At 66.5% G+C, this 24,536-nt stretch carries 25 protein-coding genes and 2 tRNA genes; 12 read left to right on the top strand and 15 right to left on the bottom strand.

What is annotated here, in order from left to right:
- Positions 1–187: 187 nt before the first annotated feature.
- Positions 188–997, bottom strand: a complete 810-nt coding sequence (locus NGM10_RS10720) for a helix-turn-helix transcriptional regulator (protein WP_253478466.1) — start codon at positions 995–997, stop codon at positions 188–190.
- Positions 998–1,151: 154 nt separating this feature from the next.
- On the opposite strand from NGM10_RS10720, the gene NGM10_RS10725 reads away from it, so the two are divergent.
- Together NGM10_RS10725 and NGM10_RS10730 are read left to right on the top strand one after the other, a co-directional pair.
- Positions 1,152–1,871 (top strand): Nmad3 family putative nucleotide modification protein, encoded by a 720-nt coding sequence (locus tag NGM10_RS10725; RefSeq protein WP_253478469.1) that lies wholly within the window; start codon positions 1,152–1,154, stop codon positions 1,869–1,871.
- Between the two features lie 68 nt (positions 1,872–1,939).
- Positions 1,940–2,665: a type II restriction enzyme NmeDI-related protein gene (locus NGM10_RS10730; protein ID WP_253478474.1), complete on the top strand. Its 726-nt coding sequence runs from the start codon at positions 1,940–1,942 to the stop codon at positions 2,663–2,665.
- 15 nt (positions 2,666–2,680) lie between these two features.
- Here NGM10_RS10730 and NGM10_RS10735 read toward each other — a convergent pair.
- A tRNA-Gly gene (locus NGM10_RS10735) sits at positions 2,681–2,751 on the bottom strand.
- 254 nt (positions 2,752–3,005) lie between these two features.
- On the opposite strand from NGM10_RS10735, the gene NGM10_RS10740 reads away from it, so the two are divergent.
- Complete coding sequence (locus NGM10_RS10740; protein ID WP_253478477.1) at positions 3,006–3,803, top strand: NAD+ synthase; 798 nt, start codon at positions 3,006–3,008, stop codon at positions 3,801–3,803.
- Between the two features lie 5 nt (positions 3,804–3,808).
- On the opposite strand, the gene NGM10_RS10745 is transcribed toward NGM10_RS10740, so the two are convergent.
- Together NGM10_RS10745 and NGM10_RS10750 are read right to left on the bottom strand one after the other, a co-directional pair.
- Positions 3,809–4,414 carry a hypothetical protein gene (locus NGM10_RS10745; protein ID WP_253478481.1) on the bottom strand — a complete coding sequence of 202 codons (606 nt, stop codon included), beginning with the start codon at positions 4,412–4,414 and terminating at the stop codon, positions 3,809–3,811.
- A gap of 189 nt (positions 4,415–4,603) precedes the next feature.
- A complete protein-coding gene (locus tag NGM10_RS10750; RefSeq protein ID WP_253478484.1) occupies positions 4,604–5,308 on the bottom strand; it encodes an enoyl-CoA hydratase/isomerase family protein in 705 nt (234 codons plus the stop codon).
- A 60-nt stretch (positions 5,309–5,368) separates the two neighbouring features.
- Between NGM10_RS10750 and NGM10_RS10755 the strand changes: the two genes are divergently transcribed.
- Both NGM10_RS10755 and NGM10_RS10760 read left to right on the top strand, forming a co-directional pair.
- Complete coding sequence (locus NGM10_RS10755) at positions 5,369–6,037, top strand: DUF7114 family protein (protein ID WP_438267138.1); 669 nt, start codon at positions 5,369–5,371, stop codon at positions 6,035–6,037.
- Positions 6,038–6,099: 62 nt separating this feature from the next.
- Positions 6,100–6,171: transfer RNA gene (locus NGM10_RS10760), tRNA-Thr, on the top strand.
- Between the two features lie 123 nt (positions 6,172–6,294).
- On the opposite strand, the gene NGM10_RS10765 is transcribed toward NGM10_RS10760, so the two are convergent.
- Positions 6,295–6,582: an amphi-Trp domain-containing protein gene (locus NGM10_RS10765; protein WP_368408664.1), complete on the bottom strand. Its 288-nt coding sequence runs from the start codon at positions 6,580–6,582 to the stop codon at positions 6,295–6,297.
- A 135-nt stretch (positions 6,583–6,717) separates the two neighbouring features.
- Positions 6,718–7,734 (bottom strand): AI-2E family transporter, encoded by a 1,017-nt coding sequence (locus NGM10_RS10770; protein ID WP_253478494.1) that lies wholly within the window; start codon positions 7,732–7,734, stop codon positions 6,718–6,720.
- Between the two features lie 190 nt (positions 7,735–7,924).
- Between NGM10_RS10770 and NGM10_RS10775 the strand changes: the two genes are divergently transcribed.
- The 3 genes from NGM10_RS10775 (at position 7,925) to NGM10_RS10785 (ending at position 11,376) form a co-directional block, all read left to right on the top strand.
- On the top strand, positions 7,925–8,416 hold the full coding sequence (locus NGM10_RS10775) for a DUF2267 domain-containing protein (RefSeq protein ID WP_253478497.1): 492 nt from the start codon (positions 7,925–7,927) through the stop codon (positions 8,414–8,416).
- A gap of 135 nt (positions 8,417–8,551) precedes the next feature.
- Positions 8,552–9,778, top strand: coding sequence for a CBS domain-containing protein (locus tag NGM10_RS10780; RefSeq protein WP_253478500.1), 1,227 nt, complete (start codon positions 8,552–8,554; stop codon positions 9,776–9,778).
- A gap of 77 nt (positions 9,779–9,855) precedes the next feature.
- Complete coding sequence (locus NGM10_RS10785) at positions 9,856–11,376, top strand: multicopper oxidase family protein (protein WP_253478503.1); 1,521 nt, start codon at positions 9,856–9,858, stop codon at positions 11,374–11,376.
- 73 nt (positions 11,377–11,449) lie between these two features.
- Here the strand turns inward: NGM10_RS10785 and NGM10_RS10790 are convergent, their stop codons facing one another.
- Positions 11,450–11,899, bottom strand: a complete 450-nt coding sequence (locus NGM10_RS10790) for a universal stress protein (protein ID WP_253478506.1) — start codon at positions 11,897–11,899, stop codon at positions 11,450–11,452.
- An 87-nt stretch (positions 11,900–11,986) separates the two neighbouring features.
- Here NGM10_RS10790 and NGM10_RS10795 point away from each other — a divergent pair, with 87 nt between their 5' ends.
- Complete coding sequence (locus tag NGM10_RS10795) at positions 11,987–12,526, top strand: VIT1/CCC1 transporter family protein (protein WP_253478510.1); 540 nt, start codon at positions 11,987–11,989, stop codon at positions 12,524–12,526.
- A 176-nt stretch (positions 12,527–12,702) separates the two neighbouring features.
- Here the strand turns inward: NGM10_RS10795 and NGM10_RS10800 are convergent, their stop codons facing one another.
- Together NGM10_RS10800 and NGM10_RS10805 are read right to left on the bottom strand one after the other, a co-directional pair.
- Complete coding sequence (locus tag NGM10_RS10800; protein ID WP_368408626.1) at positions 12,703–13,185, bottom strand: pyridoxamine 5'-phosphate oxidase family protein; 483 nt, start codon at positions 13,183–13,185, stop codon at positions 12,703–12,705.
- A gap of 89 nt (positions 13,186–13,274) precedes the next feature.
- Positions 13,275–13,724 (bottom strand): pyridoxamine 5'-phosphate oxidase family protein, encoded by a 450-nt coding sequence (locus NGM10_RS10805; RefSeq protein WP_253478513.1) that lies wholly within the window; start codon positions 13,722–13,724, stop codon positions 13,275–13,277.
- Positions 13,725–13,753: 29 nt separating this feature from the next.
- Here NGM10_RS10805 and NGM10_RS10810 point away from each other — a divergent pair, with 29 nt between their 5' ends.
- Both NGM10_RS10810 and NGM10_RS10815 read left to right on the top strand, forming a co-directional pair.
- Positions 13,754–14,311: a pyridoxamine 5'-phosphate oxidase family protein gene (locus tag NGM10_RS10810; RefSeq protein ID WP_253478516.1), complete on the top strand. Its 558-nt coding sequence runs from the start codon at positions 13,754–13,756 to the stop codon at positions 14,309–14,311.
- A gap of 322 nt (positions 14,312–14,633) precedes the next feature.
- Complete coding sequence (locus NGM10_RS10815) at positions 14,634–15,557, top strand: hypothetical protein (protein WP_253478520.1); 924 nt, start codon at positions 14,634–14,636, stop codon at positions 15,555–15,557.
- A 46-nt stretch (positions 15,558–15,603) separates the two neighbouring features.
- On the opposite strand, the gene NGM10_RS10820 is transcribed toward NGM10_RS10815, so the two are convergent.
- A complete protein-coding gene (locus NGM10_RS10820) occupies positions 15,604–17,397 on the bottom strand; it encodes an ABC transporter ATP-binding protein (RefSeq protein WP_253478523.1) in 1,794 nt (597 codons plus the stop codon).
- 194 nt (positions 17,398–17,591) lie between these two features.
- Between NGM10_RS10820 and NGM10_RS10825 the strand changes: the two genes are divergently transcribed.
- Complete coding sequence (locus NGM10_RS10825) at positions 17,592–18,518, top strand: glycosyltransferase family 2 protein (protein WP_253478526.1); 927 nt, start codon at positions 17,592–17,594, stop codon at positions 18,516–18,518.
- A gap of 33 nt (positions 18,519–18,551) precedes the next feature.
- Here the strand turns inward: NGM10_RS10825 and NGM10_RS10830 are convergent, their stop codons facing one another.
- The 5 genes from NGM10_RS10830 to NGM10_RS10850 all read right to left on the bottom strand — a co-directional run bounded on the left by NGM10_RS10830 (position 18,552) and on the right by NGM10_RS10850 (position 24,536).
- Entirely contained in the window at positions 18,552–18,968 is a 417-nt protein-coding gene (locus NGM10_RS10830) for a hypothetical protein (protein ID WP_253478529.1), read from the bottom strand.
- A 106-nt stretch (positions 18,969–19,074) separates the two neighbouring features.
- A complete protein-coding gene (locus NGM10_RS10835; RefSeq protein ID WP_253478532.1) occupies positions 19,075–20,013 on the bottom strand; it encodes a glycosyltransferase family 2 protein in 939 nt (312 codons plus the stop codon).
- A gap of 246 nt (positions 20,014–20,259) precedes the next feature.
- The gene (gene nirK, locus NGM10_RS10840; protein WP_253478535.1) at positions 20,260–21,330 is read right to left on the bottom strand and encodes a copper-containing nitrite reductase; all 1,071 of its coding nucleotides are present in this window, start codon (positions 21,328–21,330) and stop codon (positions 20,260–20,262) included.
- A gap of 186 nt (positions 21,331–21,516) precedes the next feature.
- A complete protein-coding gene (locus NGM10_RS10845) occupies positions 21,517–23,817 on the bottom strand; it encodes a nitric-oxide reductase large subunit (RefSeq protein WP_253478538.1) in 2,301 nt (766 codons plus the stop codon).
- Positions 23,818–24,230: 413 nt separating this feature from the next.
- The gene (locus NGM10_RS10850) at positions 24,231–24,536 is read right to left on the bottom strand and encodes a cupin domain-containing protein (protein WP_253478541.1); all 306 of its coding nucleotides are present in this window, start codon (positions 24,534–24,536) and stop codon (positions 24,231–24,233) included.

Raw genomic sequence — 24,536 nt, forward strand, 5'->3', positions numbered from 1 at the left:
TGGCATTCTCACACCCACTGCAACAGGACCAGCGACTGGAGTCTGCTACTCACTGGGCCAGCGACTGCAATCCACCCACTGGACCAGCGACTGCAGTCTACCATCCGTCCTCGGCCCGGTAGACGCCACGCGTCGCTCCCGGACGGAAACGCCGAACGGAATCGGTCGAATCGCGTCGTCGGGGCCCCTACTCGGCGCGCTGTCGCGGTTCGACCGGGCGTGCACTCGACCGGTAGGTCTCGTAGACGGACTTCGCCCACTCGCGGACCGCCGGTGCGTCGGTGTCGATCACCGCGTGCACCGTTCCGCTGTCGCGCTCGTAACAGCTGATCGCGACGCGTTCGTCGAGCAGACCGATTCCGTACGGAGGAAGGTCGTCGTGCTCCAGTACCGTGAAGTTGTCCTGTCGAACCATCTCCGAACTGCGGTCGGGGTACGTCGAGAGGAAGTACGCGTGACAGTCGGGTCGGTCGATCAACGTCGCGTCGACGCCCTCGCCGACCAGTCGATGGAGCAGGTCGAAACACAGGTCCATCAGCGCGACTTCGGGGCGAAGGAATCGGACGGTGGTCGTCTGCCCGAGAAGCGACTTGACCCGCGCCACCGGCCGATACGGGGCGTCGGGCTCGGCGACGGTTATGGTCAGGTCCGACCACATCTCGAACGGAAACTCGCTGATCTCCTCGGGGAGCCAGTTCCAGACGGACCGAAGCTCTCGTTCGGTTTCGACGCGGTCGATCAGCTCTTCCATCCCGGATGCGACCGCCTCGCCCAGACGCGTCGTCACGTACTGGTAGCCGTCTTTACGGACCCAGAGCCGGTCGCCGAACTCGTCCAGCGTCCGGCGCATCGTGGAAGACGAGACTCCGGTCAGCTCACAGAGCTCGGAGCGACTCCGGGGGCGCTCGGTCAGTGCGACGAGCGTCGAGACGCGGTGCTCGGACCGCGCGAGATACGCGATGTCGACGAACGGCGAGTCCCCCGTATAGTGGTCCACGGTAACGCACCTCAATCACTGGAGTAGGTCGGGGAACGTGATAACGATTGTGACCTCTCACTCGACACTTGGGTAGGTCGGCCGGGTATCTGTGGAACACCGACACGAACCGTAACGACACCTCTTTGCCGCCAGCGCTCCTCGAAACGCCCGAATGCCCCGCGCCGTCGCCATCAACGTGGGAGCGAACACGAACGCGCCGGGCGTGCGCGGCCCGGTCTTCCCCGACGGGTCGTTCGAGTTCGTCCCCATCCCCGAGGAGTCCCCGACCCGCGAGTCGGTGTCGGTCCCGACCTACGCCGACCTCGACCTCGAAACCGAGATTCCCCCGGCGGCGCTCGACTCGCCCGTCCACCTCGACCCCGAGTTCGCGGAGTACCCCGAGTGCGAGCGTCACACCTACGGCGACCCCTTCGGCGTGAAGGCCCGGCCCCTGCTCGAACTGGCGGCGGGCGACTACGCGCTGTTCTACGCCACCCTGACCGCGCGGGGCGACCCCGAACGGGAGTGGATCGCGCCCGACTGGGGCGCGTACCTCGTCGGCGGGTTCCGACTCGCGCGCGACCCCGTCGCGGGCGAGGACTACCCGGACCTCCCGGCGGAGGTGCGAGCGGAGTTCGGGAACAACGCCCACGTCAAGCGCGAGGAGTTCGACGCCGCGGTGTTGCTGTTGGGCGAGGAGGACGAGTCGGGCCTGTTCGAGACCGCGGTCCCGCTGAGTTCCCCCGAGACGGGGTCGGAAGCGAATTGGGTGGTGACCGAGCTATCGAGCGATTCGGGGAAGGGGCCGTGGTGGCGTCGACCGATGAAATTTGGTGTCGAGGAGACCGAGGCGGTTCTGGGGTTGGTGGAGGAGGGGTACGAGGGCGTTTGAGGAGTGGTCCTCGCTGACTCCTCGGAAGCAGTAGGAATACTTTCGTGTTTCCGATCACAGTCGCCGATATGTACCAGTACGAGGCCGTCGAGAAGGTGATGCGCGAGAACGACGGCTACGCGACGCTCAAGCACCTGTATCAGCACGCGCCGCGGGTCGAGGGAAGCGAGTGGGGGACGAAGACGCCCAACGCCAGCATCCGGAGAATCGTACAGGAACGCGACCGGTTCGTCAAGGTCCGGCCGGGACTCTGGGCTCTGCAGGACCGATACGACGAGCTACCGGCGCATGTGACCGCCGCGTCGGTTCCGAATGAGAAGCGCGAGCAGTACGATCACTGGTACTTCCAGGGGCTACTGGCCGAAACCGGGAACGCGCGACGGGCCGACACCTGGGTGCCCTCTCAGGACAAGAACCGGAAGTTTCTGGACCGAACACTGGGGGACGTTCGGACGCTGGACTCCCTTCCGCAGTTCGGCTACCGGGAACTGGTCCAGCGCGCCAGCACGGTCGACGTGGTCTGGTTCAACGACCGTCGGATGCCAGCCAGTCTCTTCGAGGTCGAGTTCTCTACGGATTTCCAGAACTCGCTCCACAAATTTCTGGACCTGCAGGACTACTACGCGAACTTCGTCGTCGTCGCCGACGAGACTCGACGCGGGCAGTTCGAAAAGCGAATCGACCAGACCGGATTCGGCCCCATCCGCGACCGCGTCGATTTCCTCGACTTCGAGACGGTCTCGGAGTTACACGCCGCGACGAACAAAACGCCAGACCTACCCTGCCTGTCGTAATCGAGAGAATTCGAGTGCGCCGGCCGGGAATTGAACCCGGGCTATGAGCTTGGGAAGCTCATGTCCTACCACTAGACCACCGGCGCGTTGCGCTCACTTCGTTCGCTTACGCGCCGAGCCCTCGTTCACTTCGTTCACGAGGACACCGGCGCACTGCGCTTCGCTTGTGCGCCGAGCCTGACCTCGCTTCGCTCGGTCAGACACCGGCGCTTCATCCGTCATTTCTCCCGCCCGGCACTTCAACGTAGCGCTTCAGCCCGACCCTCCGGAGACCGACCATTCGTCCACAAATTCGCCCGTGCCACCCGTATTTTAGTCGAGCCCCCTCCAACACCCTCTCATGGTAGACCTGCGCTTCTCCGACGACGAACTCGAAGCCCAGCGCGAACACATCGTCCAGTTCATCCGGGACGCCACCGACGCGGCCGGAACCGACGAGGCGGTGCTGGGGCTCTCGGGCGGCATCGACAGCACGCTGACGGCGTACCTCGCGGTCGAGGCGCTGGGCGAGGACAAACTCCACGGGCTGGTGATGCCCGGCGCGGTCAGCGACGACGACAACATGAGCGACGCCGAGTGGGTCGCCCAGGAGCTGGGAATCCCCCACGACGTGTTCGAGATCAACCCCATCGTCGAGACGTTGCTCGACACCTACCCCGAGGCAGAGGACGACCGGATGGCGGTCGGCAACGCCCGGGCCCGGACCCGCGCGGTGCTGAACTACCTCGTCGCCAACCGCGAGGGCGCGCTGGTGCTGGGCACCGGCAACCGCAGCGAGGCCGCGGTCGGCTACTTCACCAAGTACGGCGACGGCGCGGTCGACTGTCATCCCATCGGCAACCTCTACAAACAGCAGGTCCGCCAGCTCGCGGGCCACGTCGGTGTCCCCGACGAACTGGTCGAGAAGCCCCCGACCGCCGGGCTCTGGGCGGGCCAGACCGACGAGGAGGAACTGGGCATCGGCTACGACGAACTCGACGCGGTGCTGGCGCTCCACGTCGACGGCCCGCTGTCGGCCGCCGCGACCGCCCGGCAGGTCGACGCCGTGACCGAAGACGAGGTCCGTCGCATCCGGGGGATGTACGAGCGGAGCGAGCACAAGCGCACGGTCCCGCCGTCGCCCGACCCGCTCGACTGAACTCCTCAGCCGGTCTCCTCGGCGACGATTCGTATCTCGTCGTCCTCCTGCAGGACGTACTCCTCGGGCGTCACCGACTCGCCGTCGACCTCGACGACGACCCGCGCGCCGTCGCCGTCGCGGTAGGTCGTGTCGTCGTAGGTGACTTCGTCCTCGCTCACCTCGATGCCGAGCGTCCCCATCGCGTATTCGAGGGTCACGTCCCTCGCGTGGCCGTGCCAGCGGTCGCCCTCGCCGTTCTCGAAGTGGAAGGGGTCGGCCTGAAGCTGGAACCGATCCCGACTGAAATCGAGGTCGTCGCCGCCGATCTCGACGGTTATCGCGCCGTGGTAGTGGACCGCCCCGACGTCGCTGGGCGTCGTCTCTGCATCCACGTCGGCGCTACCGCCGCCCGCGGAGAACAGGAAGTACCCGAGCAGGCCGAACGCGACGACGACGCCGACGACCCCGGCGTACACCGCGACGCTCCGGCCGTCGTCGGATTCGAGGGTCGCGACCCGACGCTGTTCTATCGACCCGAGGTCGTCGCCGTGTTCGCCCTGCAGGTGGCGCAGGTACGCCTCCTCGTCGTCGAACTCCCTGCCGCAGTGGCTACACTCCTCCGAACCCATGGCGACGAAGTAGGCCTTCGAGCTTTTCAGTCTTTGGCTCGGTCGGCGCGCGGTGACGGGTCGGCCGTCTCAGTCGCGGTCGGTCGGCCGTCTCAGTCGCGGTCGGTCGGCGGCCTCAGTTCCGGTCGGTCGGCGACCTCAGTTCCGGTCGGTCGGCGGCCTCAGTTCCGGTCGCGCGGGTCGGCGACCTCAGTCCCGGTCGCGCGGGTCGGCGACGCCGTCGCCGACCCGCGCGACCAGACGGCCGAACGCCTCGGCCTCGCGGGCCCGCTGAGTGGCGGGGTCGCTCCGGTCTCGGACTCGCTCGGCGATGGTGCGCAGGGTCTCGGGGTCGTTGTCGGCGAGTTCGTCGGCCACGGCTCCGGGGTCGTCGGTCACTCTGGAGACCAGCCCCATCCGGAGCGCCGCCTCGGCGTCGACGGTCCGGCCCGACAGCGCGAGGTCGAGCGCCTCGCCCTCGCCGACGATGCGGGGCAGGCGGACGGTCCCGCCCCACGCGCCGAACAGGCCGAACTTCGCGCCCGGCTCGGCGAACGTCGCCTCGGGCGTTGCGACCCGGAGGTCGCAGGCCAGCGCGAGTTCGACGCCGCCGCCCCGGGCCGGGCCGTCGATACCGGCGACCACGACGGTGTCGCACGTTTCGATGGCGTCGGCGACTCGCTGGCCGCGCTCGGCGAACGCCTCGGCTTCCTCCCGGGTGAGGTCGGCGACCACGTCGAGGTCCGCGCCCGCGCAGAACGCCGAGCCCTCGCCCCGGAGGGAGACCACCGGTCGGTCGGCGTCGGCGACCGCGGCTTCCAACTCGTCGAGTCCGTCGGGGGTGAGCGCGTTGCGCCGCTCCGGCCGGTCGAGGGTCACGACGCGCACCCCGGGTCGGTCTGCGGTTCGTATCACGTCCGAACCTCGGAGCGGGTTTCCAAAGGTCTTTGGCGGTTCCGTCACAAGAGTCGGCCAATGGAAGCGGCCGCCCGGGCACGACGAGCGGGACGACGAGCGGTGCGAGACGTTTCGCCGGACCCCCTCCGCGAGCGAATCCACGCGCTCCTGGACGAGTCGGCGATGGTGCCGGGCGTGTTGACCCTCTCGTCGGCCCGCGCCGTCGAGGGGCCGAGCGCGAGCACCGCCGGAATCGAGGACCGCGCGGCGGGGGTCCAGCTCATCTACGAGGGACTCAGGCTCACCCGCGCGCTCGCGGCCGACGTGCCGTGGGACCGCGACCCGCCCCACACCGACGGCAACGTCGCCATCCTCGCGGCCGACGTGATGGTCGCCCGGGGGTTCTCACTGCTCGCGAGCACCGAGGCCGCCGACAAGGCGGTCGAGACGGTCAAGTCGTTCGGCCGCGACGAGACCGACGACCAGCAGGGCCGCGAGAGCCGCCCCCACGCGCTCGAAGTAGACGTGTTCGAACTCGCGGTGCTGGCGGGCACGACCGCCTTCGGGGTCGAGCCCCCCGAGTCCCTGCTGGCCTACGTCGAGGACCTCGCGGCCTCGCTCGGCGGCGACCGACCGGACCCCCCCGAGTCGGTCCCCGAGGAGGTCGCGAAGGCGATGGCCGACGTGCCGACCCCCCGGCGGTTCGAGTCGGCCGACGAGGCCCGCCCGTCGGCCACCGATCCCTGACGCGAATCGAAACGCCTAAAGAGGATACCGGGCCTATCATGGAATGCGCGGCGACGTAACGCGCCTGGGTAGCTTAGCGGTAAAGCGCGTCCTTGGTAAGGACGAGAGCCCGGGTTCAAATCCCGGCCTAGGCTTGTAACGACTCCTCCGTATCCTTCCACCTCGTTCAGTCCTACGTGGGGCCGTCGGACCGTGTTGAACTCCCATCGGTGAAGAACTTCGAAGCCACGGACGCGGAATCCCGGGTGGATGGACCGTTACTCTCCCCCGGTACCGGTATCTAACGTTCCCTCTTGCGGTGTCTGGGCGTCACGCCACCAGACTAATTCGAACTCGATGCTCTGTTTGGCCTCCGTATCGCCCTCCGACCAGTCGGACTCGCCTTCCAACTTGAAGGTCACCGGATTCGTCGGGTTCAACGCCACCTGCTGACCGCCGAGTTCGAGCGTCACATCCCCGCCACCGTCGAGTTGGTCTGCGAACTCCCGGAGGTACGAAGCGATCTCGGACCGCGTTTTCTCTGCTTCAGTTTCGAGTTCTCCCATCGCAGATTGTACGCTGGGAACCTCCATAAACGAAGGGGCCAATTCCCGGTCGCGAGGAATAACCGCCTCCTGCTCCGTCGAAATCCATGACCGCCGTGGTTTTCAAGAGCGTATCAGACTGGCATGAAGAGTCGGTCAGCCGATGTCTCGCCTGTCGAGCCGGGACCAGTTATCCAAGCCGACGCGGAGGGTGGCCTTGAGCGCGCCCAGGACGACCGGGCCGAAGAACAGTCCCATGATTCCGAATGCGTACGCGCCTCCGAGGATACCGATGAGGATGACGGCGGGATTGAGTTTCGCATACCTGTCGACGGCGAATGGCCGGAGATAGTCGTCGGTGAGTCCGACCACGATGACGCTGTAGACGAACAATCCGACGGCGAGCAACGGTGCGCCCGTGAGATACAGGTAGACCACCGCCCCGCCCCAGACCGGGATCGCACCGACGAGCGGAACCATCGCGAGAACGATCATGACGGCCGTCCAGAACACCGCGTTTGGAACGCCAGTGACGGCGAGTCCGACCCCAGCGACGACCCCCTGGACGATGCCGACAAAGATGTGTCCGACCAGAACGCCCCACATCACGTCGTCGATCTCGGCGTAGAGGTCGCGCTGGATGTCTCTCGGGAGGGGAATCGTCCGGTAACACCAGTCGAGCAGTTCGCTGCCGTCTTTGAGGAGGTAGTAGACGAGAAAGAGCGCCAGCGCGACCCCGATGAGGTGGAAGGTGATCGTCCCGAATGCTTCGGTCGACCGTTCGAACACGACGGTCCCGATTTCTCGCCCTGAGCCGACGAGTCCCTCGGCGATATCGACCTCTCGTCCGGTGAGCTCCTCGATTCGGGCCTGTAGTAACTCGGTCTGCATCGCGTCAGCGTCGAAGTCCTGGAGGATTCGCTCGGCACTATCCGCCACGGTCCAAAAGACTACGACGAACGGTGCGACGAACCCCGCAACTGCCAGCACGACGAGAGAGAGCGCAGCCACCATCGGCGACGTGTACGCTTCGAAGCGGACTTGGAGCGGATAGAGCACGTAAGCGAGGAGTACGGCACCGAGGACGTACTGGAGAAACGGGTGAACCAGTAGGACCGACAGGACGAGGAGGACGGCAACGAGAGCGAGGAGAAACCCCTTACTGAGATTCACGACCGCAAATTCGGTAACCGATGACAAAAAGAGTACCGTTCGGTCCGAAACCATCGTCGCGGGTACCGACGGTGGCGTACATACGCGAATTCCAGTTCGGCACATAAAGCCACCAGCAAGTCCCGAGGGTAACGCCCTCTCGGGGTGGATTTATGGTCTCCAAGGTCGTGGAAATCGTGGGGGAGAACCGATGCACTTCGATGAATTTACAGGCCAAGTACAGCATCGACTCGAACTTCCGGGGACTGCCGAGACGTTGCGGGCGATTCGGGCGACCCTCATGACGGTCGGGCAACGAATACCGGAGGGGGCGGCCGAGGACCTCGCCGCTTCGCTTCCGATGGAGATCAAGTGGTACATGACGGGCGCTGTGCACGAACACGGCCAGCGGTTCGATTGGCGGGAATTCCTCTCGCGAGTCAGCGAGATCGAGGGCATAGACCGGCCGGAGGCGGCGTACCACGCCCGAGTTATCATGGACCTCGTGAGCACCGCGGTACCGGAGTCCGATTTCTGGCAGTTACGCGACCAACTCCCCGAGAGCGAAGACGACGAGGACTGGGGACAGCTGTTCGAGGTGACCGACGCGGGTGGCTGGGGCGAGGCACAGGAGAAACAGACGGGCGGCGGTCCGCAGTCCGACGCCGAAAGCGAAGCCGAACCGGGGGAGACGCCCGAGTGACGACCCCGGGGTCCGAAAACCGACCGCCGGACCTTCGAAAGCAGTACGCTGTCGTGAGGTTCGCCCCGAGCCTGTCAGATGGGCAGAGTTACTGATTAACCCGCCGAGCGCATACGTAGTCGTGGGGGAACGCACATGGATATCACAGACATCGTCACCAGCGATTACACCGCGTTCGACGTGGGGACACCGATCTCGAAAGTCTCGGGGGCCTTCGACGACCCGTCCCTGAAGGCGGTCGTGATCACGGACGGCGACGAGTACGAGGGCGTACTCACGCGACGCCAACTGGCGTCGTCGCATCACCAGCCCAGCGAGAAGGCCAGATCGCGGGTGTGGCACGCACCAACCGTCGAACGAACCGAGGACGTGCGCGAGGTCGCCCGCCTGATGGTCGGGAGCGACGCCAAATTGCTCCCGGTCGAGGACCGCGATGGCGCACTGATCGGGGTCGTGACGGGCGACGACCTCCTGAAGAAGGTCACGCCCTATCTCAACGTCATCTCCGTGGACGACGTGAGTAGCGACGACCTCGTGACGCTGGGGCCCGAGGAGACCATCGGCAAGGCGCTTCATGTGTTCCGCGAACACCGGATCACCCACCTCCCCGTGATGGAGGATGGCGACCTCGCGGGAGTCGTCAGTCTCCACGACGTTATCGGCTTTACCACCCGAGAGGTGCGACGGAGTCAAGGCGGCGACCCCGGTGGGACGGACTCGTTCGGCGGCGATATTTCCGACAGCTCCGGCCGCTCGCGCCGGGGTGGCTTCGGTGCTCGGGAAGGCGACCGGGCGCGCCTGCTCGATCTCCCGGTCGAGGACGTGATGACCGAGACGGTCGGGACCGTCAGTCCGGGGCGGCCCCTCGACGAGGCCGTCGAGGAGATGTTCGAACTCGGTGGCTCGTCGCTCGTCGTCGAAGCGGACGACGAACCAGACGGAATCGTCACCAAAACGGACGTGCTGGAAGCGCTGACGTGGACGGGCGAAGAGCGCCGCCCCGTTCAGGTGTTCGGCATCGAGCACATCGACGATATCACTTACGACGAGATCGCGGACATGATCGAGAACGTGACTCGGAAGTACGGCGACATGACCGTTCTCGAAGCCAAGATTCATCTCCACGAGCACAAAGAGACGTTCCGCGGAACGCCACTCGTGCTCGCGCGCATTCGACTCTACACCGACAAGGGGCACTTTATCGCGTCGGACGAGGGGTTCGGCGCGAGCCACGCGCTCCACCTCGCGCTGAACATGGTCGAGCGTCAGATACTCGAAGGAAAGACCCACGGACAGACCAAGAAACACCCCGATGCGGAGTACTGGGAGCGGATGTACGGCTGGTGGCTGACCGGCGAATGACAGCGGGTGAAAAACGAACGTCTCGAACACTGAGTATCGGCCCCTCGTTTTTTCTCGTGGGCGTGGTAGACCGGGTGATGGTCAGCAACGAACGAAACGTCTCGCGGCGCCGAGTGTTGCGCGTCGGAGGGGGCGCGGTACTACTTGGAATCGCAGGCAATCGGGGAGTGCGAGGAATCGAACCGGAGTCGGTCGGTGAGCCTCAAGAGCAAAGAGGCGGTGACGGACAGGGGACTACTCTCGTCGCCACAGAAGGTCGGGTCGAGGTTGCGCCGGGCGAGACCAGCGATACGTGGCTGTACGACGACCGGTATCCCGGACCGGAGCTCCGCGTGAGCGAGGGAGACACGCTACGCGTCTCCGTCGAGAACCGGTTGCCGGAGGAGACGACGGTTCACTGGCACGGAGTTCCCGTCCCGAACCCGATGGACGGCGTTCCGAACGTCACGCAGGACCCGGTCCCGCCCGGTGAGACGTTCACGTACGAGTACGAGGCGTCGCCAGCGGGCACCTACGTCTATCACAGCCACGTCGGTCTACAACTCGACAGGGCACTTAACGGGCCACTGATCGTCGAGGAAGAGTCACCCCACGTCGAGTACGACCGGGAGTACACGCTGGTGATCGACGACTACCTCTCTGGGGACCCGATACTCGACTCCATCGAGGCGCCGCCCGGGGGAGGCCGCGGTGGCGGACCTGATGGCGGCGGTGGCGGACCTGGCGGCGGTGGTGGACCCGGCGGCGGCGGGCCCGATGGCCGCGGTCCGGGCGACGGAGGGCGAAACGGCGGGATGAGAGGTGGCGGTCCGATGCAGGGCCGCCGTCCCCCGTACGAGGGGATGGTCGTCAACGGTCGGCTCCCCTCGGACCCGCCGGTGTTCGAGGTCGAAGAAGGCGAGCGCGTCCGACTGCGGTTCATCAACCCCAGCGGCGCAACGACGTACCGCGTCGGCGTCGGCGGCCACTCGATGGCCGTCACGCACGCCGACGGACGACCGGTCGAACCGACGGACGTCGACTCCTTCTACATCAGCATGGGCGAACGCTACGACGCGGTCATCGAAGCCGACTCCCCGGGGCACTGGGCCGTCGTCGCCGCGCCCGTCGTCGGAAACGAGCGACCCGGGGAAGCCGTACTGCGATACGAGAACGCGACCGGAGACGGCTCCGCGGGACGACCGCAATTCGACGGTCGAACGCTCCAGTACGGCGACCTCCGGGCGCTCGAACCGCTCGATGTTGGGGGTTCACCGGACCGGACGTTCGACCTCTCCCTCTCGGGTGGGATGATGCGGGATTCCGGAGCGTGGACCATCGACGGCCAGGCGTATCCGGACGCCGACCCCCTAGAGATTCGCGAGGGCGAACACGTCCGGGTGCGGATGACGAACCATAGTCCGGCGATCCACCCGATGCATCTTCACGGCCACTTCTTCCAGGTCGGAGATGCGGTCAAGGACACCGTCCTCGTCCCACCCCACCGGGGACAGATTTCGTTCGACTTTCTGGCGGACAATCCCGGGGACTGGCTCTTCCACTGTCACAACAACTATCATCTGGAACGAGGGATGGCTCGCGTCTTCGAGTACGTCTGAGGAGCATCCCCGGTTTTCGGGCGTACGTGTTAGAACCGGTCGGACGGAGCAATTGCCCCTGCGCGTTACCCGATCACCGGACGACGGTCACCGGTACTTCAGCGCGGCGAACCACCCTTTCTGCGACACTGCCCAAGACGACGCGTTCGATTCTCTGCCGACCGTGGCTCCCGATGACGATTTGGGAGACGTCGTGTTCGGCAGTGTACTGGAGTATCGTCCGAGCGGGTCGTCCGACCTCCGTCACCGTCTCTATCTCGATGTCGAATTCGTCGGCGCGTTCCTCTGCCTTCGCGTGAATCTCGGTCGCGCGGTCCTGTGCGTCGTCGTACCAGTCCTCTGCGACGGGCAACCCTCCGGCTTCTGCGGCATAGACGGAATCAATCGGGTCGATGACATGGATGGTCGTGATAGTCGCGTCGGGAAACGTTTCGAGCGCGTATTCGAGCGCCCGGTCTGCAGGCGGTGAACCGTCAATCGGGACGAGTATACGCCGGGTCACGTCGGGGCCAACGACGACCATCGAGAAATAGTCTTGGCTACCGACGGTTCGGTAGCTCTGAGAACTGAACAAGGCTTGTAGTCGTTCGAGTCGAAAGCCAGTGCACGAATGCTTACAGAACTCCTCGAAGACGAAGTGGAAGCGTCTGGCGAGTACGTGGCCGAAGTGATTTACGGTGCGAACGACGGTATCATCACGACGTTCGCCGTCGTCTCGGGAGTCGCGGGGGCCGCATTGCAACCGTCTATCGTCCTGATCCTCGGGATAGCAAATCTGTTGGCAGATGGATTCTCGATGGGGATGAGCAACTATCTCAGTCGTCGCTCGGAAATAGCGTATCGAACTTCCGTCGAGAACACGGGCCCTGAGACTGACGAGGGCAAATCGCCGACGAGTACGGCCGCCGTCACCTTCGTGGCGTTCGTCGTTGCCGGGTGGGCACCGCTGTTTCCGTACATCTTCGTCCTCGAACCGCTGTTTCCGGTATCGCTCGCAGTTACCGGCGTCGCGTTCTTCGCCGTCGGTGCGAGTCGGAGCATCGTGACCGACCGACGATGGTACGTCAACGGCGGTGAGATGTTCGCCGTCGGCATGCTCGCCGCCGCCGTCGCCTACGCCGTCGGAACTCTCCTGAAGGGTATCGCGTAGCGTGATTGGCTTGCCAATCGATACTCAGCGACCGCCCTACTAGCTCGTCTCATCTCTCCTCGCGTAGGGAGGCTCCGCCACGTTTCCATCTCCGGTCGAGGGGGCGAACGGAACGTCTCTCCGGCTATTCGAGTCCGTAAACGCCACCGTAGTTCGAGAACAAGTGGCCCTGTCCGTCAGTCCATCGTCTTGGCCTCTTTCTTCCCCGTCACGTCGGCCGACGTCAGTCGGAAGAATCGGAACTGGAGTTCGACCGGATGTCTGTCGTAAACGTCCACGAGCGGAATCTCCACTCGTTGCATCGCTTCGGCCACCTCGGGATCGAGCGCCGACTTGGTAATCTCTTCGAGATGACCCGTCGCTACAACGCTCCGCCAGCCGCTCTCGGTGTCCTCGTACGTAACGAACGAAACTGGACGGTCTTCATCGACGACGTCGTTCTTCCCCGTTTCGGGGCCGAACGCGAGCCGGAAGGTGAACGTCCCCGTCTCGGCGTCGTATCCGTACGAGATCGGGAGTGAGTACGGCGGTTCGTCGTCGTCCGTATCGAACGAGACGACACCCGTTCCACCCCGACCCAGAAATTCGTCGCGTTCCTCGTCGCTCATCTGAACTGAACGGACATCTTCCATACTGAAAGATAACTCCTGCCCGGGCAATAAGGTATTCTCTCACCTTCTGATAGCTTTGGGGTGGACCGGGGTCCTCACCCGCATCTACCCCGCCGGTACTGTCGTCACCTCCCCGTTCAGGAGTCGTGCTTGACTTCCTTGCGCCCGGTGAGCCTCTGCGGGTCGAGACGGAAGTGACGGAAATCGATATCCTCCGGCGGACGGTCGAAGATATCCACCTCCGGGATATCGACTGCCCACATCGCTTGGACGACAGTTGCATCGTACGGCATGTCAGACACTTCCGTCAGTCGACCGGACGCGACGACGCTCCGCCACCCATCGTCGGTCCGCTCGTGGGTGGCGAAGGTAACCGGGTTGTCGAGTAACGCCGTCTTCCCGCTCTCGGGCGGTAACGCGAGTCGGAAATAGAAGGCCTCTCCGTCCGTGTCGTATCCGTACGACACCGGCACCGAAAACGGCGGATCTCCGCTCTCGGTCGAAAACGACAGTATCCCGGTCCCACCGGTGCCGAGGAACTCGTTCATCTCGCCCTCGCTCAGTTGCACCCATCGAAGCCCCTCCATAATCGATGATACACCCTCGAAGGTGGTAAATGGCCCTGCTGCGACATCCATCGATAGTCGAGTCCGGGTGGGGTAACAGTCGACCCTTTCCTCGGAAAATCGCTGGTGAACGTTATGTGATTGCTCACCGTAGTCCTCATATGGAGCATGTGGACTACAGATACATCGGGGGGATGAGTGAGGAGAGGGTCGATCAGTACCTCCGGAACCACGGTCACGGTGTTCTCGCACTTGCCGACGACAACGACAGCTACGCCGTGCCGCTCGACTACTACTACGACGGATCGCGCCTGTTCCTCCGGGTCAGTACCAAGCCAGATAGTGAGAAGGTCGCGTTCGCGGAGACCACCGAGACCGCGACGTTCGTCGTCTACGATGTCGACGAAGACACCACCTGGAGTATTCTGGTTCGCGGAGCGGTCCGTCGACTGTCAGAGGCTGAACAGCAGGAATTCACGGACACGGTTATCAACGAGACGTTTTCTCCGTTCCGCCTCTTCGACGAAGACGTCGAAGAAGTCACGATGACCATTTACGAACTCGACCCCGAGCGGATTACCGGACGCCAGTCGGTCGAATCGAGTTAACACAACCGTCTGCCTTCTTCGTCCGTGCCTCCGAATCCCGAAATCGGGTAGCGGTGGGTGCCGTTCCTGCGGTCGAGACGGAGTAGCCCCCGTCCGGGGGCAGCAGGGGTGGGTGGCCGGAGGGACACGACAGGGGTCATGAGGCGCGACCCTCGGGATTCTGCCGCCACGTCGGAACTCACACGACCGGTAATTGTGTCGATAGCCTAGTATATTCGGGAGAAGCGAACGGCGGGGTGCGTATAGCGAGACCGCGCTGACTGGCGTCGAACCCAGTAGGAGCCGTATAACTTTACTCCGAACTCCCTTCCGTCGGTGACGAATGACCGACGGAATCCGGCGGCGTCTCGCCAGCGCCTGCACCGAGGTCGGACTGCCGAACGCCCTCGACCGGTGGGTCGAGCCCGCGGTCGGCGACTCGCGGGCCTACTCGAAGCTCCGCTGGAGACTCGCGTCGCGGTACTACCGGGCGACCTGCGCGAACGACGTTCGGGAGTACGACGCCGCCCCCGACCCGTTCAAGCTCGAAGCGGTGGCCCCCGACGCGATACGTCGGAACACCCGGCGTCGGTATCCGGCGTGGCAGAACCGCCACGAGGACTTCGGTGCGGTCCGGGACGGCGAGTGGGACCGCCGGGAGTTCCCCGACCTCGACCCCGACTACGACGGGACGCCGCCCGAACTGTACCTCGCCGACCGCTTCGAGGAGACGACGCTCCACCGGTCGCTCGAAGCTCACTTCGAGCGCGGCGTCCCGTGGGACGACACCGAGTTCGTCTCCGAGGCCCACCGACTCCTCGAAACCCGCCGCTGCCAGCGCGTCTGGAACGGCTGTCGGTCCCCCGAGCAGTTGCGCGACCGATGTCGGTCGCTCGACCGGCTGTACGAGACCATCCGGCGGTCGGGCTATCGCAGCCAGCGCGAACTGGTCGCCGCCGACCCGGCGGCGACCTTCCGCGACTGGATTCGAGAGGAGGTGCTGGTCGACGTCGGCCGCGACGGCGACCTGTTGCTGGTCAACGGCCGCCACCGGCTCTCGCTCGCCAGACTGCTGGGAATCGACCGGATTCCGGTGCTGTTCGTGGTCCGGCATCCCGAGTGGATGGCGCGCCGCGAGTCGGCGGCCCGAGACGGCGGGTCCTCCGACATCGGCGAGCGCCCCGGTATCGGCGAGCCCTCCCGAATCGGCGACCCCGCCGCTCGCGGCGGGGTCGCCGACCATCCCGACCTCCGAGACCTCGTCTGAGTTCCGGGACCTCGCCCGACCTCCGAGACCGTTCGGTCCCGCCGACCTACTGGGTCGCGTACAGGTCGGCGTACGTCCCGTCCTCGTCGACCAGTTCGTCGTGGTCGCCCTGCTCGGTTATCCGACCGTCTTCGAGGGCGTAGATGCGGTCGGCCCCCCGGACCGTCGAGAGCCGGTGGGCGATGGCGACGATGGCGTACTCGCGGTCCATCGACTCTATCTCGCGCTGAACGTCGGCCTCGATTCGGGTGTCGAGGTCGCTGGTGGCCTCGTCGAGGACGAGCACGTCGGCGTCCTTCAGCAGGGCGCGAGCGAGCGCGATGCGCTGGCGCTGGCCGCCCGAGAGCCGGACGCCGTCGTCGCCCAGTTCCGTGTCGTAGCCCGCCGGGAGGTCGTCGAGGAACTCGGTGACCTGCGCGATTTCGCAGACGCGGTCGATCTCGTCCCGGGAGGCGTCGCGGTTGCCGACCGTGACGTTGTACTCGACCGTCTCGTTGAAGATGAACGGGTCCTGGCGAACCACGGCGACCCGCTCGCGCCACTCGCGGACGTCGAACTCCTCGATGGGCTCTCCGGCCGCGGTCACGCTCCCTTCGTCGGGTTCGTACAGCCGCGCGAGCAGGGCCGCGACGGTCGATTTCCCCGCGCCCGACTGGCCGACGAACGCCACGAACTCCTCGTCGCCGACCTCGAACGACACGTCCCGGAGGACGCGCCCCTCCTCGGTCTCGTAGGCGAACGACACGTCCTCGAAGGCGACGGGCGTCGGGTCCTCGGGGACGGGCCGGGAGCCGCCGGTCGGCTCCCGGTTGCGCTTCAGTTCCGCGATGAACGTCTGGGTCCGAACGAGGTGGGGCAGGCGACCCTCGAACTTGTAGAACCGGTAGTTCATCGAGCTGACCCGCGGGCCGAGCTGGAACATCGCGAACAGGAACACCCCGAGTTCGCTCAGCCCCATCCCGGTGAACGTTATCGCGCCGTAGATGAGCGCGAACACCATCACCGCGGTCAGGAGATTGTAGAAGTTGTCGATGGCGGCCTCGTTGCGCCCCAGCGCGACCGACGACTCGGTGTAGGTGTCGATGTGGGTCGAGAAGCCCGAGAACAGCTCCTCGCCCATCGTGAACAGCTTCACGTCGCGGACGGCCTGTGTCCCGGCCTGCACGCTCTCCTGGATGCGCTCGTTTGCCTCCGCGACCCGGTCGCCGATGGTGTAGCCCGGTTCGAGGACGTGTCTGAAGACGTAGGTCAGCCCGCCGAGGAACGCCGCCGAGACGAGGGTGAGCTCCCACGAGAGGTAGAGCGCTATCCCGAGGTACATCAGGCACAGCAGGAGCTGCTGGAAGAAGTCCACGAAGTCCCGGATGACCTTCCCGGCGTACTCGGCCTGAGTCACGATGGCGTTCAGCACGTCGTCCGAGCCCTCCCTGTCGAAGTACGCCACGCGGGCGTCGAGGGCGTTCCCGAACGACTCGGTCTGGAGGTGTCGCACGTAGTAGGTCTTCAGCGCGACCTGAAGCCACGACACGACGAAACTCGACGTGAAGCGAGCGACCATCACGCCCGCGACCCCCGCGACCAGCGTGCCGATGGTGAACGGGACGCCCAGCGTCTCGTAGAGCCGGACGAACGCCAGCGCGTAGCCGTCTGCGGTCTCGGCCGGGTCGCCGGGAGCGCGCGCGACCTCGACGATGGGGACGATGAAGCTGATACCGACTCCCTCCAGCACCGCGGCGAAGACGCTGAAGGCGACGATGAACGCAGTCAGCGCCGGTCGATACGTCGCGACGCGGTACAGCCCGCGGAGTTTCTCACGACGAGAGATGTCCGTCTCGCGCATTCGATACGATGGATGGGTCGGCTCGCGTATTGTTATGCCCGTCGTACTCCCGGGGTACGGGGCGGTACGCGGCGATTGGGTCCGTCCTCGGAGCGGTCGAGTCCCGGAGCCGGGACTCGACCGCTCCCCTCTCCGCGTAGGCTCCCCATTACTATGGGCGAACGCCCCGACGAACCGACAACGCCGACTCACCGATGCCCACCGACCAGTCCCCGTTCGACGCCGACCGGCCGCCCCTCGTCTCGGTCGTCGTCCCCGTCTACAACGACCCCGAGGGCCTCCAAGACACGCTCGACTCGCTCCTCGCCCAGACGTATCCCTCGACCCGGTACGAGGTCGTCGTCGTGGACAACGACTCCGAGGACGAGACGCTCGCGGTCGCACAGTCGGTCGCCACCGCCCACCCCGACCTCGTCCGGGTCGAGCGCGAGACCGACGTGCAGAGCTCCTACGCCGCGCGCAACACTGGCATCGAGGCGGCCCACGGCGACCTCCTCGCGTTCGTCGACGCCGACGTGATTCCGGACCCCGACTGGCTGGCGACCGCAGCGTCCTCGATGGAGTCCCGCGACGCGGTCTACGCGGGGTGTCGCGTCGCGGTCGAACCCGCCGAGCCGACCCTCGCGGGGCGCTACGACGCCTACACAGGCTTCCCGGTCGAGCGCTACGTCGAGGACAACGGCTTCGCACCGACCTGCGCGTTGCTCGTCGCCCGGTCGGTCGTCGACGACGTCGGCCCGTTCGACGAGGGCCTCGTCTCGGGCGGCGACGTGGAGTTCGGCCACCGGGTCGCCGCGTCGGGCCGGGCGCTGGACTACCTCCCCGAGGCGCGGGTCGTCCACCCCGCCCGCACGTCGCTGAAGTCGCTGCTCGACAAGCACGTCCGGGTGGGTCGGGGCATCACCCAGCGCTGGCGCAGGTACCCCGAGCGCTACGACGAGTCGCTCGCCTCGTACGTCCGGGGACTCCTCCCGAACCACCCGCTCCGGTTCCCCGGCCACTTCGACGCCGAGTGGAGTCGGCTCTCGGACGCCGAGCGCGTCGGCCTCTACGCGGTCGCCTACCTGGTCCGACTCGCCAAGACGACGGGGCGGGCGCTCGAACGCGCCCGGCCCGGGTGAGAGAGCCGAAACGGCGGCTCGCCCGCCGGAGACCTACGGCCCGACCGCCCGTACCAGCGCGCCGATTCCGAACCCCAACGTCCCGAAGACGGCGGCGGAGACGAGCCCGCCGACGAGCGCGAGTCCCGCCAGTTCCAGCGGACCCGGAGCCGAGGCGGTCACCCCGACGCCGCCGTAGTTCAGGACGACGCCGACCGCGGCCGCGAACCCGAGTAGCCAGCTCACCGCGAGTCCCCCGTTGCGTTGCGCCTGTACGGTGATGAGCCCCACGAGGAGGAGCGCGTAGCCCTCCCACCAGAGGAGCGGGTGGAGCGCCGGACGGTCGACGGCCGTGACGACTCCGAAGTAGCCGAACGAGACCGGCAGGAGCGCGACCCCGGCGACTGCCCACCGCTTCGTCCGTCGTCCGTCCCGGCCGAGCAGGAGGGCACGCGTGCTATCGGCGACCATAGGGGTACTCGTTCGGCTTCCGGGAAAATACCGCTGGTGAACCGATGGCCCGAGAACGGGAGTTCGACGGGGGCGCGTCAATCCGGCGCTCGCGATAGCGGGGAGGTCAATCGAACGCCCGCTTGAGGCGAACGGCGGCGTTGTACGTGTATCGGCCGCCCAGCGCCAGCGCGAGGTAGATGTAGGCCGTCGTGAGCAGGGGGTCGGTCCGTATCGCTCTCGCCGCGAACCGGCGGGCGTCGCGGTAGTAGCCGTTGGCGAGGCCCTCGGAGGCGATGCCACACGAGAGCCACGCCTCGAACCGGCTTTCGAGGCCGTACTCGGCCGCGAGGTCGCTGTGCTTTTCGAGGAACAGGGGGTAGGTCACGTCGCGTTTGGGTTCGAACGAGTCGCCGATCTGGTCGTACTCGCCGACCCGCCGCACGACCAGCGGGCGCTGGACGGTGGCGAACTCGCAGTGACACGAGAGCCTGACCAGCCACTCGCGGTCCTGCCACGCCGGGAGCCGCTCGTCTGGGAGTCCGGCCTCCTCGACGACGCTCCGGCCGACCGCGATGGTCGAGAACGACCCGCCGATGCCGTCGGTCATCAGTTCGGGGGTCGCGTTCCCCTCGACGTCGGGCATCCGGGTGACCGCCTCCCGGCCGTGGTCGACGAACTGCTGGCCGACCAGCACGACCCCGACGTCGTCGCCGCGCTCGCGGAACGCCGACACCTGCGCGTCGAGCTTCTCGGGCTTCCACCGGTCGTCGTCGTCGAGGAACGCGACGATGTCGCCCTCGGCCGCCTCGATGCCGGTGTTCCGCGCGGCGTTGGCCCCGCGATTCGACTCGTGGCGCAGGCAGCGCCACCGGAGTTCCGGCGGCGCGGCCTCCGCGACGACCTCCTCGACCGGCGTCGGCGACGCGTCGTCGACCACGACGAGTTCGACCGCCGAGTACTGCTGGGTTGCGACGCTCTCGACCGCCTCGGCGAGCATCTCCGGGCGGTCGTACGTGGGGAGGACCACGCTCACGAGTGGGTCCCCGGTCCCGTCGGTCTCCATGCTCGTACGATTCGATTATCTCGTGTTTGTTATGTTCCGGATACTGGTGTGTCAGGCGTCGGATACCCGGAAATCAGGTCGCGATTATCCGACGCCGACCGGGCCGACCGACGACCGGTCGACGCCGACCGGCGCGGCGGCGCGGGCGCGTGCCGCGACGCGGCACGCGCCCGCGTCGGTGAGGCCCGGCGTCGGGGCCGACCGTACGGGCCTCACCTGCTGGAATCGAGGTCGGCCGTCCGGGAATCACTCGCCGGGTTCGGGGTCGAACACCTCGGGGTTCTCCTCGCCCTCGGCCGCCACGACCGCCATACAGCCCTTCCGGGCGACCCGGCTCAGCGCGTGGTCGACCAGCTTGTAGGGGCCGGGCACCTCGAAGCCCATCGTGGCGACGGTCGTGCTGCCCGGCGCGACCGGCTTGGTCTGGATGTGGGTCTGCGGGTCGCTCGACAGCGACCCCTCGGGCCAGAGTTCCTCGAAGACGTTGCCGATGGGGTGGAAGTTGCTGGTGAGGTTCGGCCCGCCCGTGACGAAGTACACCCGCGCGGTGTCGCCGGTCTCGACGCCCATCGCGCCGTAGCCGTCGGGGGTGATGGCGTACTTCTCGGCGTTCATCACGACGTAGCTCGGCTCCTCGCGGGCCATCGCCGACATGTCGAAGCCGTGGTGGCCCTCCTCGCCCGCGCGCTTGTCGGTGTACAGTTCGTGCTGGCCGAGGTAGAGCTCGTGGTCGACCTCGGGGAGGCCGTCCTCCGGCTCGACGAGGATGATGCCGAACATCCCCGCCGAGATGTGCATGTCCATGTTCGGGACCGCGCAGTGGTAGATGTACGCGCCGGGGTAGGTCGCCTTGAACTTCAGGCGCGCGGTCTCGCCCGGCGCGGTCATCGTCGCCTCCGCGCCGCCGCCCGGCCCGGCCGCGGCGTGGAAGTCGACGTTGTGGGGCAGGTCGTTCTCCGTGGGGTTCTCGAACGTGAGGTTCACGGTGTCGCCCTTCCGGACCCGGATGAACGGTCCGGGGGCCTGCCCGTTGTAGGTCATGTAGTCGAAGGTGACGCCGTCTTCTACCTCCGCGGTCACCTCCTCCGCCCGGAGGGTCACGTCGACCTCCGCGGGTTCGCTACGGTCGATGGGGTCGGGGATGTCGGTCGGGTCGGCCGCGACGCGGTCGGCGTCGGTTTCGGTGTCGGTCTCCTCGGTCGTCTGGGTGGTCGTGTCGGTCGCGCTCGGCGCGCTCTGGCCCGCACAGCCCGCGAGCGAGGCCGCGCCGCCGATTCCGAGGCCCTGCAGGACGATCCGCCGGGAAGTCGCTGGCATTGGTGGTCACCTCACAGTTGCAGATAGGGGACCGATACCCTTCAACCGAGATTACGATTCTCGGGCGTCAGGAACGCTGACGAACACGTTCGCGCCGTTCTCGGAATCCGGGAATCGGCGGGGGACCGCGCCGCACACGTTCGGCCGGAAACCACCCTCGGCCGGAAAATCAGTCGGGACCGCGGCTCAGTCGTCGCCGTCCGACACCGACCGGGTCGCCGCGGGGAACTCCTCGTCGGCGGGCGCGTCCGAGGGCGTGGTCTCGCGGCGCGCCAGCACCTTCTTGACCACGTCGTAGCCGAAGATGGCGGTTCCGACGATGACCAGCGTGTCGCCCGGCATCCGCAGCCAGAACAGCAACTGGACCAGTTCGCCCTCGTAGAACGCGAGGCTCCGGGCGGCGTCGTAGGTCTGGGTGAACGCGACCTCCAGCTGGAGGAAGCCGACCGGGAGCAGCGAGAGGCCGACCATCAGCGCGAGCCCGACGTTCCACGTCCAGAACGCCCACCGGAGGTTGCGCTCGCTCCACTTGGTCTCGGGCACCGCGATGCGTAGCATGTAGGTCACCATGCCGAGCGCGAGGAAGCCGAACGCGCCGAACATCGCGGCGTGGGCGTGGGCCACCGTGAGGTAGGTGCCGTGCTCGAAGTAGTTGATGATGGGGAGGTTGATGAAGAATCCCAGAACCCCCGCCCCGACGAAGTTCCAGATGCCGCTGGCGACGATGAACATGAACGCGAGCGTGTAGGGGAACGACTCCCCGCCGTCGGCCATCGCGCGGTACTGGCCGATGGCCTCGTAGAGGATGAAGACGAGGGGGATGAGTTCGAGCGTCGAGAACGCGCTCCCGATGGGAATCCACATGTCGGGCTGGCCGACCCACCAGTAGTGGTGGGAGACGCCGATGACGCCCGTGCCCATCACCAGCAGGGCCTGGACCATGACGGCCTTCTCGGCCGAGCGCTTCTCTAGGAGGTTCATGCTGACCAGCGTGACGCCGACCAGCGCGACGATGAAGAACTCGAAGGCCCCCTCGACCCACATGTGGACGACCCACCACCGCCAGAACTCGGTGACGACGATGTTGGTCTGGGGGGTGTAGAGGAAGCCCGCGGTGAACAGCAGGGCGATGGAGCCGCCCGCGTACAGGATCATGTGCGCGAGGCCGTACCGCGGTTCGCGGTCGAGCAGGGGCTTGAGACCCCGCGCGGTCAGGCCAGCCCACGCGAGGAAGCCCACGAGAATGCCGACCTGCCAGAGGCGGCCGATTTCGAGGTACTCCAGCCCCTCGTTGCCCAGAATCCACCAGAGTGCGCCGTCGAGGTAGCCGTTCGCGCCGAACCAGATGCCCGCGAGGCCGCCGACCACGATGACGACCAGCGCGCCCAGCAGGATGTCGACGTACGTGCCCTGTTTCTTCGGCTCGCGCCCGGTGAGCAGGGGCGGGAGGAACAGTCCCGCGCCGAGCCACAGCGTGGCTATCCAGAGGATGCCGAGGTCGATGTGCCACGTCTTGGCGATGGCGAACGGCAACAGCGAGAGGAAGTCGATGCCCAGCATCTCCCCGAGGCCGAAGAACGCGTCGCGCTCGACGTAGTAGTGAGCGAGCAGTCCCCCGAGCAGGACCTGCGCGAGGAACAGCCCCGCGCCCACCACCACGAACCGGAGCGCGGCGGCCTGTCCGGGGAAGAGGCTCACCTCGCTCGGCCGGGGGACGGTGACGCCCTCGGTCTCGGGCTCGTCGAGTTCGATGGACTTGTAGAGCCACACCCCGGCTCCGGCCCCCGCCACCAGCAGGACCATGGCGATGACGCTCCACGTCATCGCCGCGCCGGTGGCCTCGTTACCCGCCGCGGGGTGGTAGGGCCAGTCGTTGGTGTACGAGTGGTCGCCGTCGGGCCGGTCGGTGTGGGAGAACCACGCGGTCCAGAGCGCGAAGTCGGCGAACTCGCGGGCCTCCTCGTCGCTGGCTATCATGTCGGCGGGGACGCCCCGCTCGGGGCTCCCCTCGTGGTAGCGCTCGACGTACTCCTCGCGGACCTGCTCGTGGGCGTACGCCTCGGCGGCGGAGTACTCGATGCGGTCGCCAGCCTCGCCGTCGCCGAGGTCGGCCTTCACGGCCACGTCGACCGACGCGCGCTCGCCGTCGTCGAGCGCGCCGTACTCCTCGCCGTACTGCTCGCGGGCGTAGTAGTCGCGCATGTGCTCGACTTTCAGGTCGAGCGCGTCGGCGGTGTAGTCCTCGCCGTAGTACGCGCCGTTACCCAGAATCGAGCCGTGGTTCATCAGGCCGTTCGACTGGAAGCTCGTCTTCCCGTCCCGGACCTGCTCTGCGGTGACCATCGTGTCGCCGTCGGGACCGACGACTTCCTGGGGAATCGGCGGGGCCTCCTGATAGGAGTACCACGCGCCGACGCCCATCACCGCCAGATTCAGGACGAATACGATGGCGAGTATCTTCGCGAGCGTGCTACGTCTCACTTTCATACACGAGTACGTCGTCCAGCGTGGTCCATTTAACGGGGGTCCGGTTCCCGACCCCCGGGAACGTGTCCGAACATGTTCGAAGCGCGGTCGGGACCGCCCCGGTGTCGGTCTTCGCCGGGACGCGACGCCGCGGCGTCGCGTCCCGGCGCTGGGATGGGCGACGACGAAAGAAGGGAACGGAAACGCGGCGAATCGAAGAGGGGGAACAGAAGTGCGAGGTGACGAAAGAAGGGGAACGGAAACGTGGGATGACGAAAGACGGGGAACGGAAACGTGGGATGACGAAAGACGGGGAACGGAAACGTGGGATGACGAAAGACGGGGAACGGAAACGTGGGATGACGAAAGACGGGGAACCGAGCGATCCGAGCCCGCGGCCCGGCCGCCGTCCGGCGGCCGGACCGCGGCGGCGATTACTCTCCGGAGCGCGGGGCGAGGACCAACAGCGCGGTGCTGTCGGCCTCCGCCCGGGGTGCCACCTCCCGTCGGCCGTCGAATCGTAGCAGTTCGCCCGGTTTGAGCACGTTCGACTCGCCGTCGATGCACACGTCGAGTCGGCCCGACACCAGATACACCACGAGCTCGCGCTCGGGGTGGCTGTGGGCGGGCACCGCCTCGCCCTCGCCGAGCGACAGGCGGACGGTCTTGGGCTCCGACCCGGGGAACGCGACCTCCCGGGGCGTCTCGGTCAGGTCGTCGAGTGCGACTGTCTCGGTCAT

Origin of the sequence: Halorussus salilacus (genome assembly GCF_024138125.1) — an archaeon.
GTDB classification, from domain to species: Archaea; Halobacteriota; Halobacteria; order Halobacteriales; family Haladaptataceae; genus Halorussus; species Halorussus salilacus.

Bases quoted from the DNA above. Each gene is read 5' to 3' on its own strand.
- NGM10_RS10725 (WP_253478469.1), top strand. From the start codon at position 1,152: ATGCCCCGCGCCGTCGCCATCAACGTGGGAGCGAACACGAACGCGCCG.
- NGM10_RS10730 (WP_253478474.1), top strand. From the start codon at position 1,940: ATGTACCAGTACGAGGCCGTCGAGAAGGTGATGCGCGAGAACGACGGC.
- NGM10_RS10740 (WP_253478477.1), top strand. From the start codon at position 3,006: ATGGTAGACCTGCGCTTCTCCGACGACGAACTCGAAGCCCAGCGCGAA.
- NGM10_RS10745 (WP_253478481.1), bottom strand. From the start codon at position 4,414: ATGGGTTCGGAGGAGTGTAGCCACTGCGGCAGGGAGTTCGACGACGAG.
- NGM10_RS10755 (WP_438267138.1), top strand. From the start codon at position 5,369: ATGGAAGCGGCCGCCCGGGCACGACGAGCGGGACGACGAGCGGTGCGA.
- NGM10_RS10765 (WP_368408664.1), bottom strand. From the start codon at position 6,582: ATGGGAGAACTCGAAACTGAAGCAGAGAAAACGCGGTCCGAGATCGCT.
- NGM10_RS10775 (WP_253478497.1), top strand. From the start codon at position 7,925: ATGCACTTCGATGAATTTACAGGCCAAGTACAGCATCGACTCGAACTT.
- NGM10_RS10780 (WP_253478500.1), top strand. From the start codon at position 8,552: ATGGATATCACAGACATCGTCACCAGCGATTACACCGCGTTCGACGTG.
- NGM10_RS10785 (WP_253478503.1), top strand. From the start codon at position 9,856: ATGGTCAGCAACGAACGAAACGTCTCGCGGCGCCGAGTGTTGCGCGTC.
- NGM10_RS10790 (WP_253478506.1), bottom strand. From the start codon at position 11,899: ATGGTCGTCGTTGGCCCCGACGTGACCCGGCGTATACTCGTCCCGATT.
- NGM10_RS10795 (WP_253478510.1), top strand. From the start codon at position 11,987: ATGCTTACAGAACTCCTCGAAGACGAAGTGGAAGCGTCTGGCGAGTAC.
- NGM10_RS10805 (WP_253478513.1), bottom strand. From the start codon at position 13,724: ATGGAGGGGCTTCGATGGGTGCAACTGAGCGAGGGCGAGATGAACGAG.
- NGM10_RS10810 (WP_253478516.1), top strand. From the start codon at position 13,754: ATGGCCCTGCTGCGACATCCATCGATAGTCGAGTCCGGGTGGGGTAAC.
- NGM10_RS10815 (WP_253478520.1), top strand. From the start codon at position 14,634: ATGACCGACGGAATCCGGCGGCGTCTCGCCAGCGCCTGCACCGAGGTC.
- NGM10_RS10820 (WP_253478523.1), bottom strand. From the start codon at position 17,397: ATGCGCGAGACGGACATCTCTCGTCGTGAGAAACTCCGCGGGCTGTAC.
- NGM10_RS10825 (WP_253478526.1), top strand. From the start codon at position 17,592: ATGCCCACCGACCAGTCCCCGTTCGACGCCGACCGGCCGCCCCTCGTC.
- NGM10_RS10830 (WP_253478529.1), bottom strand. From the start codon at position 18,968: ATGGTCGCCGATAGCACGCGTGCCCTCCTGCTCGGCCGGGACGGACGA.
- NGM10_RS10835 (WP_253478532.1), bottom strand. From the start codon at position 20,013: ATGGAGACCGACGGGACCGGGGACCCACTCGTGAGCGTGGTCCTCCCC.
- nirK (WP_253478535.1), bottom strand. From the start codon at position 21,330: ATGCCAGCGACTTCCCGGCGGATCGTCCTGCAGGGCCTCGGAATCGGC.
- NGM10_RS10845 (WP_253478538.1), bottom strand. From the start codon at position 23,817: ATGAAAGTGAGACGTAGCACGCTCGCGAAGATACTCGCCATCGTATTC.
- NGM10_RS10850 (WP_253478541.1), bottom strand. From the start codon at position 24,536: ATGACCGAGACAGTCGCACTCGACGACCTGACCGAGACGCCCCGGGAG.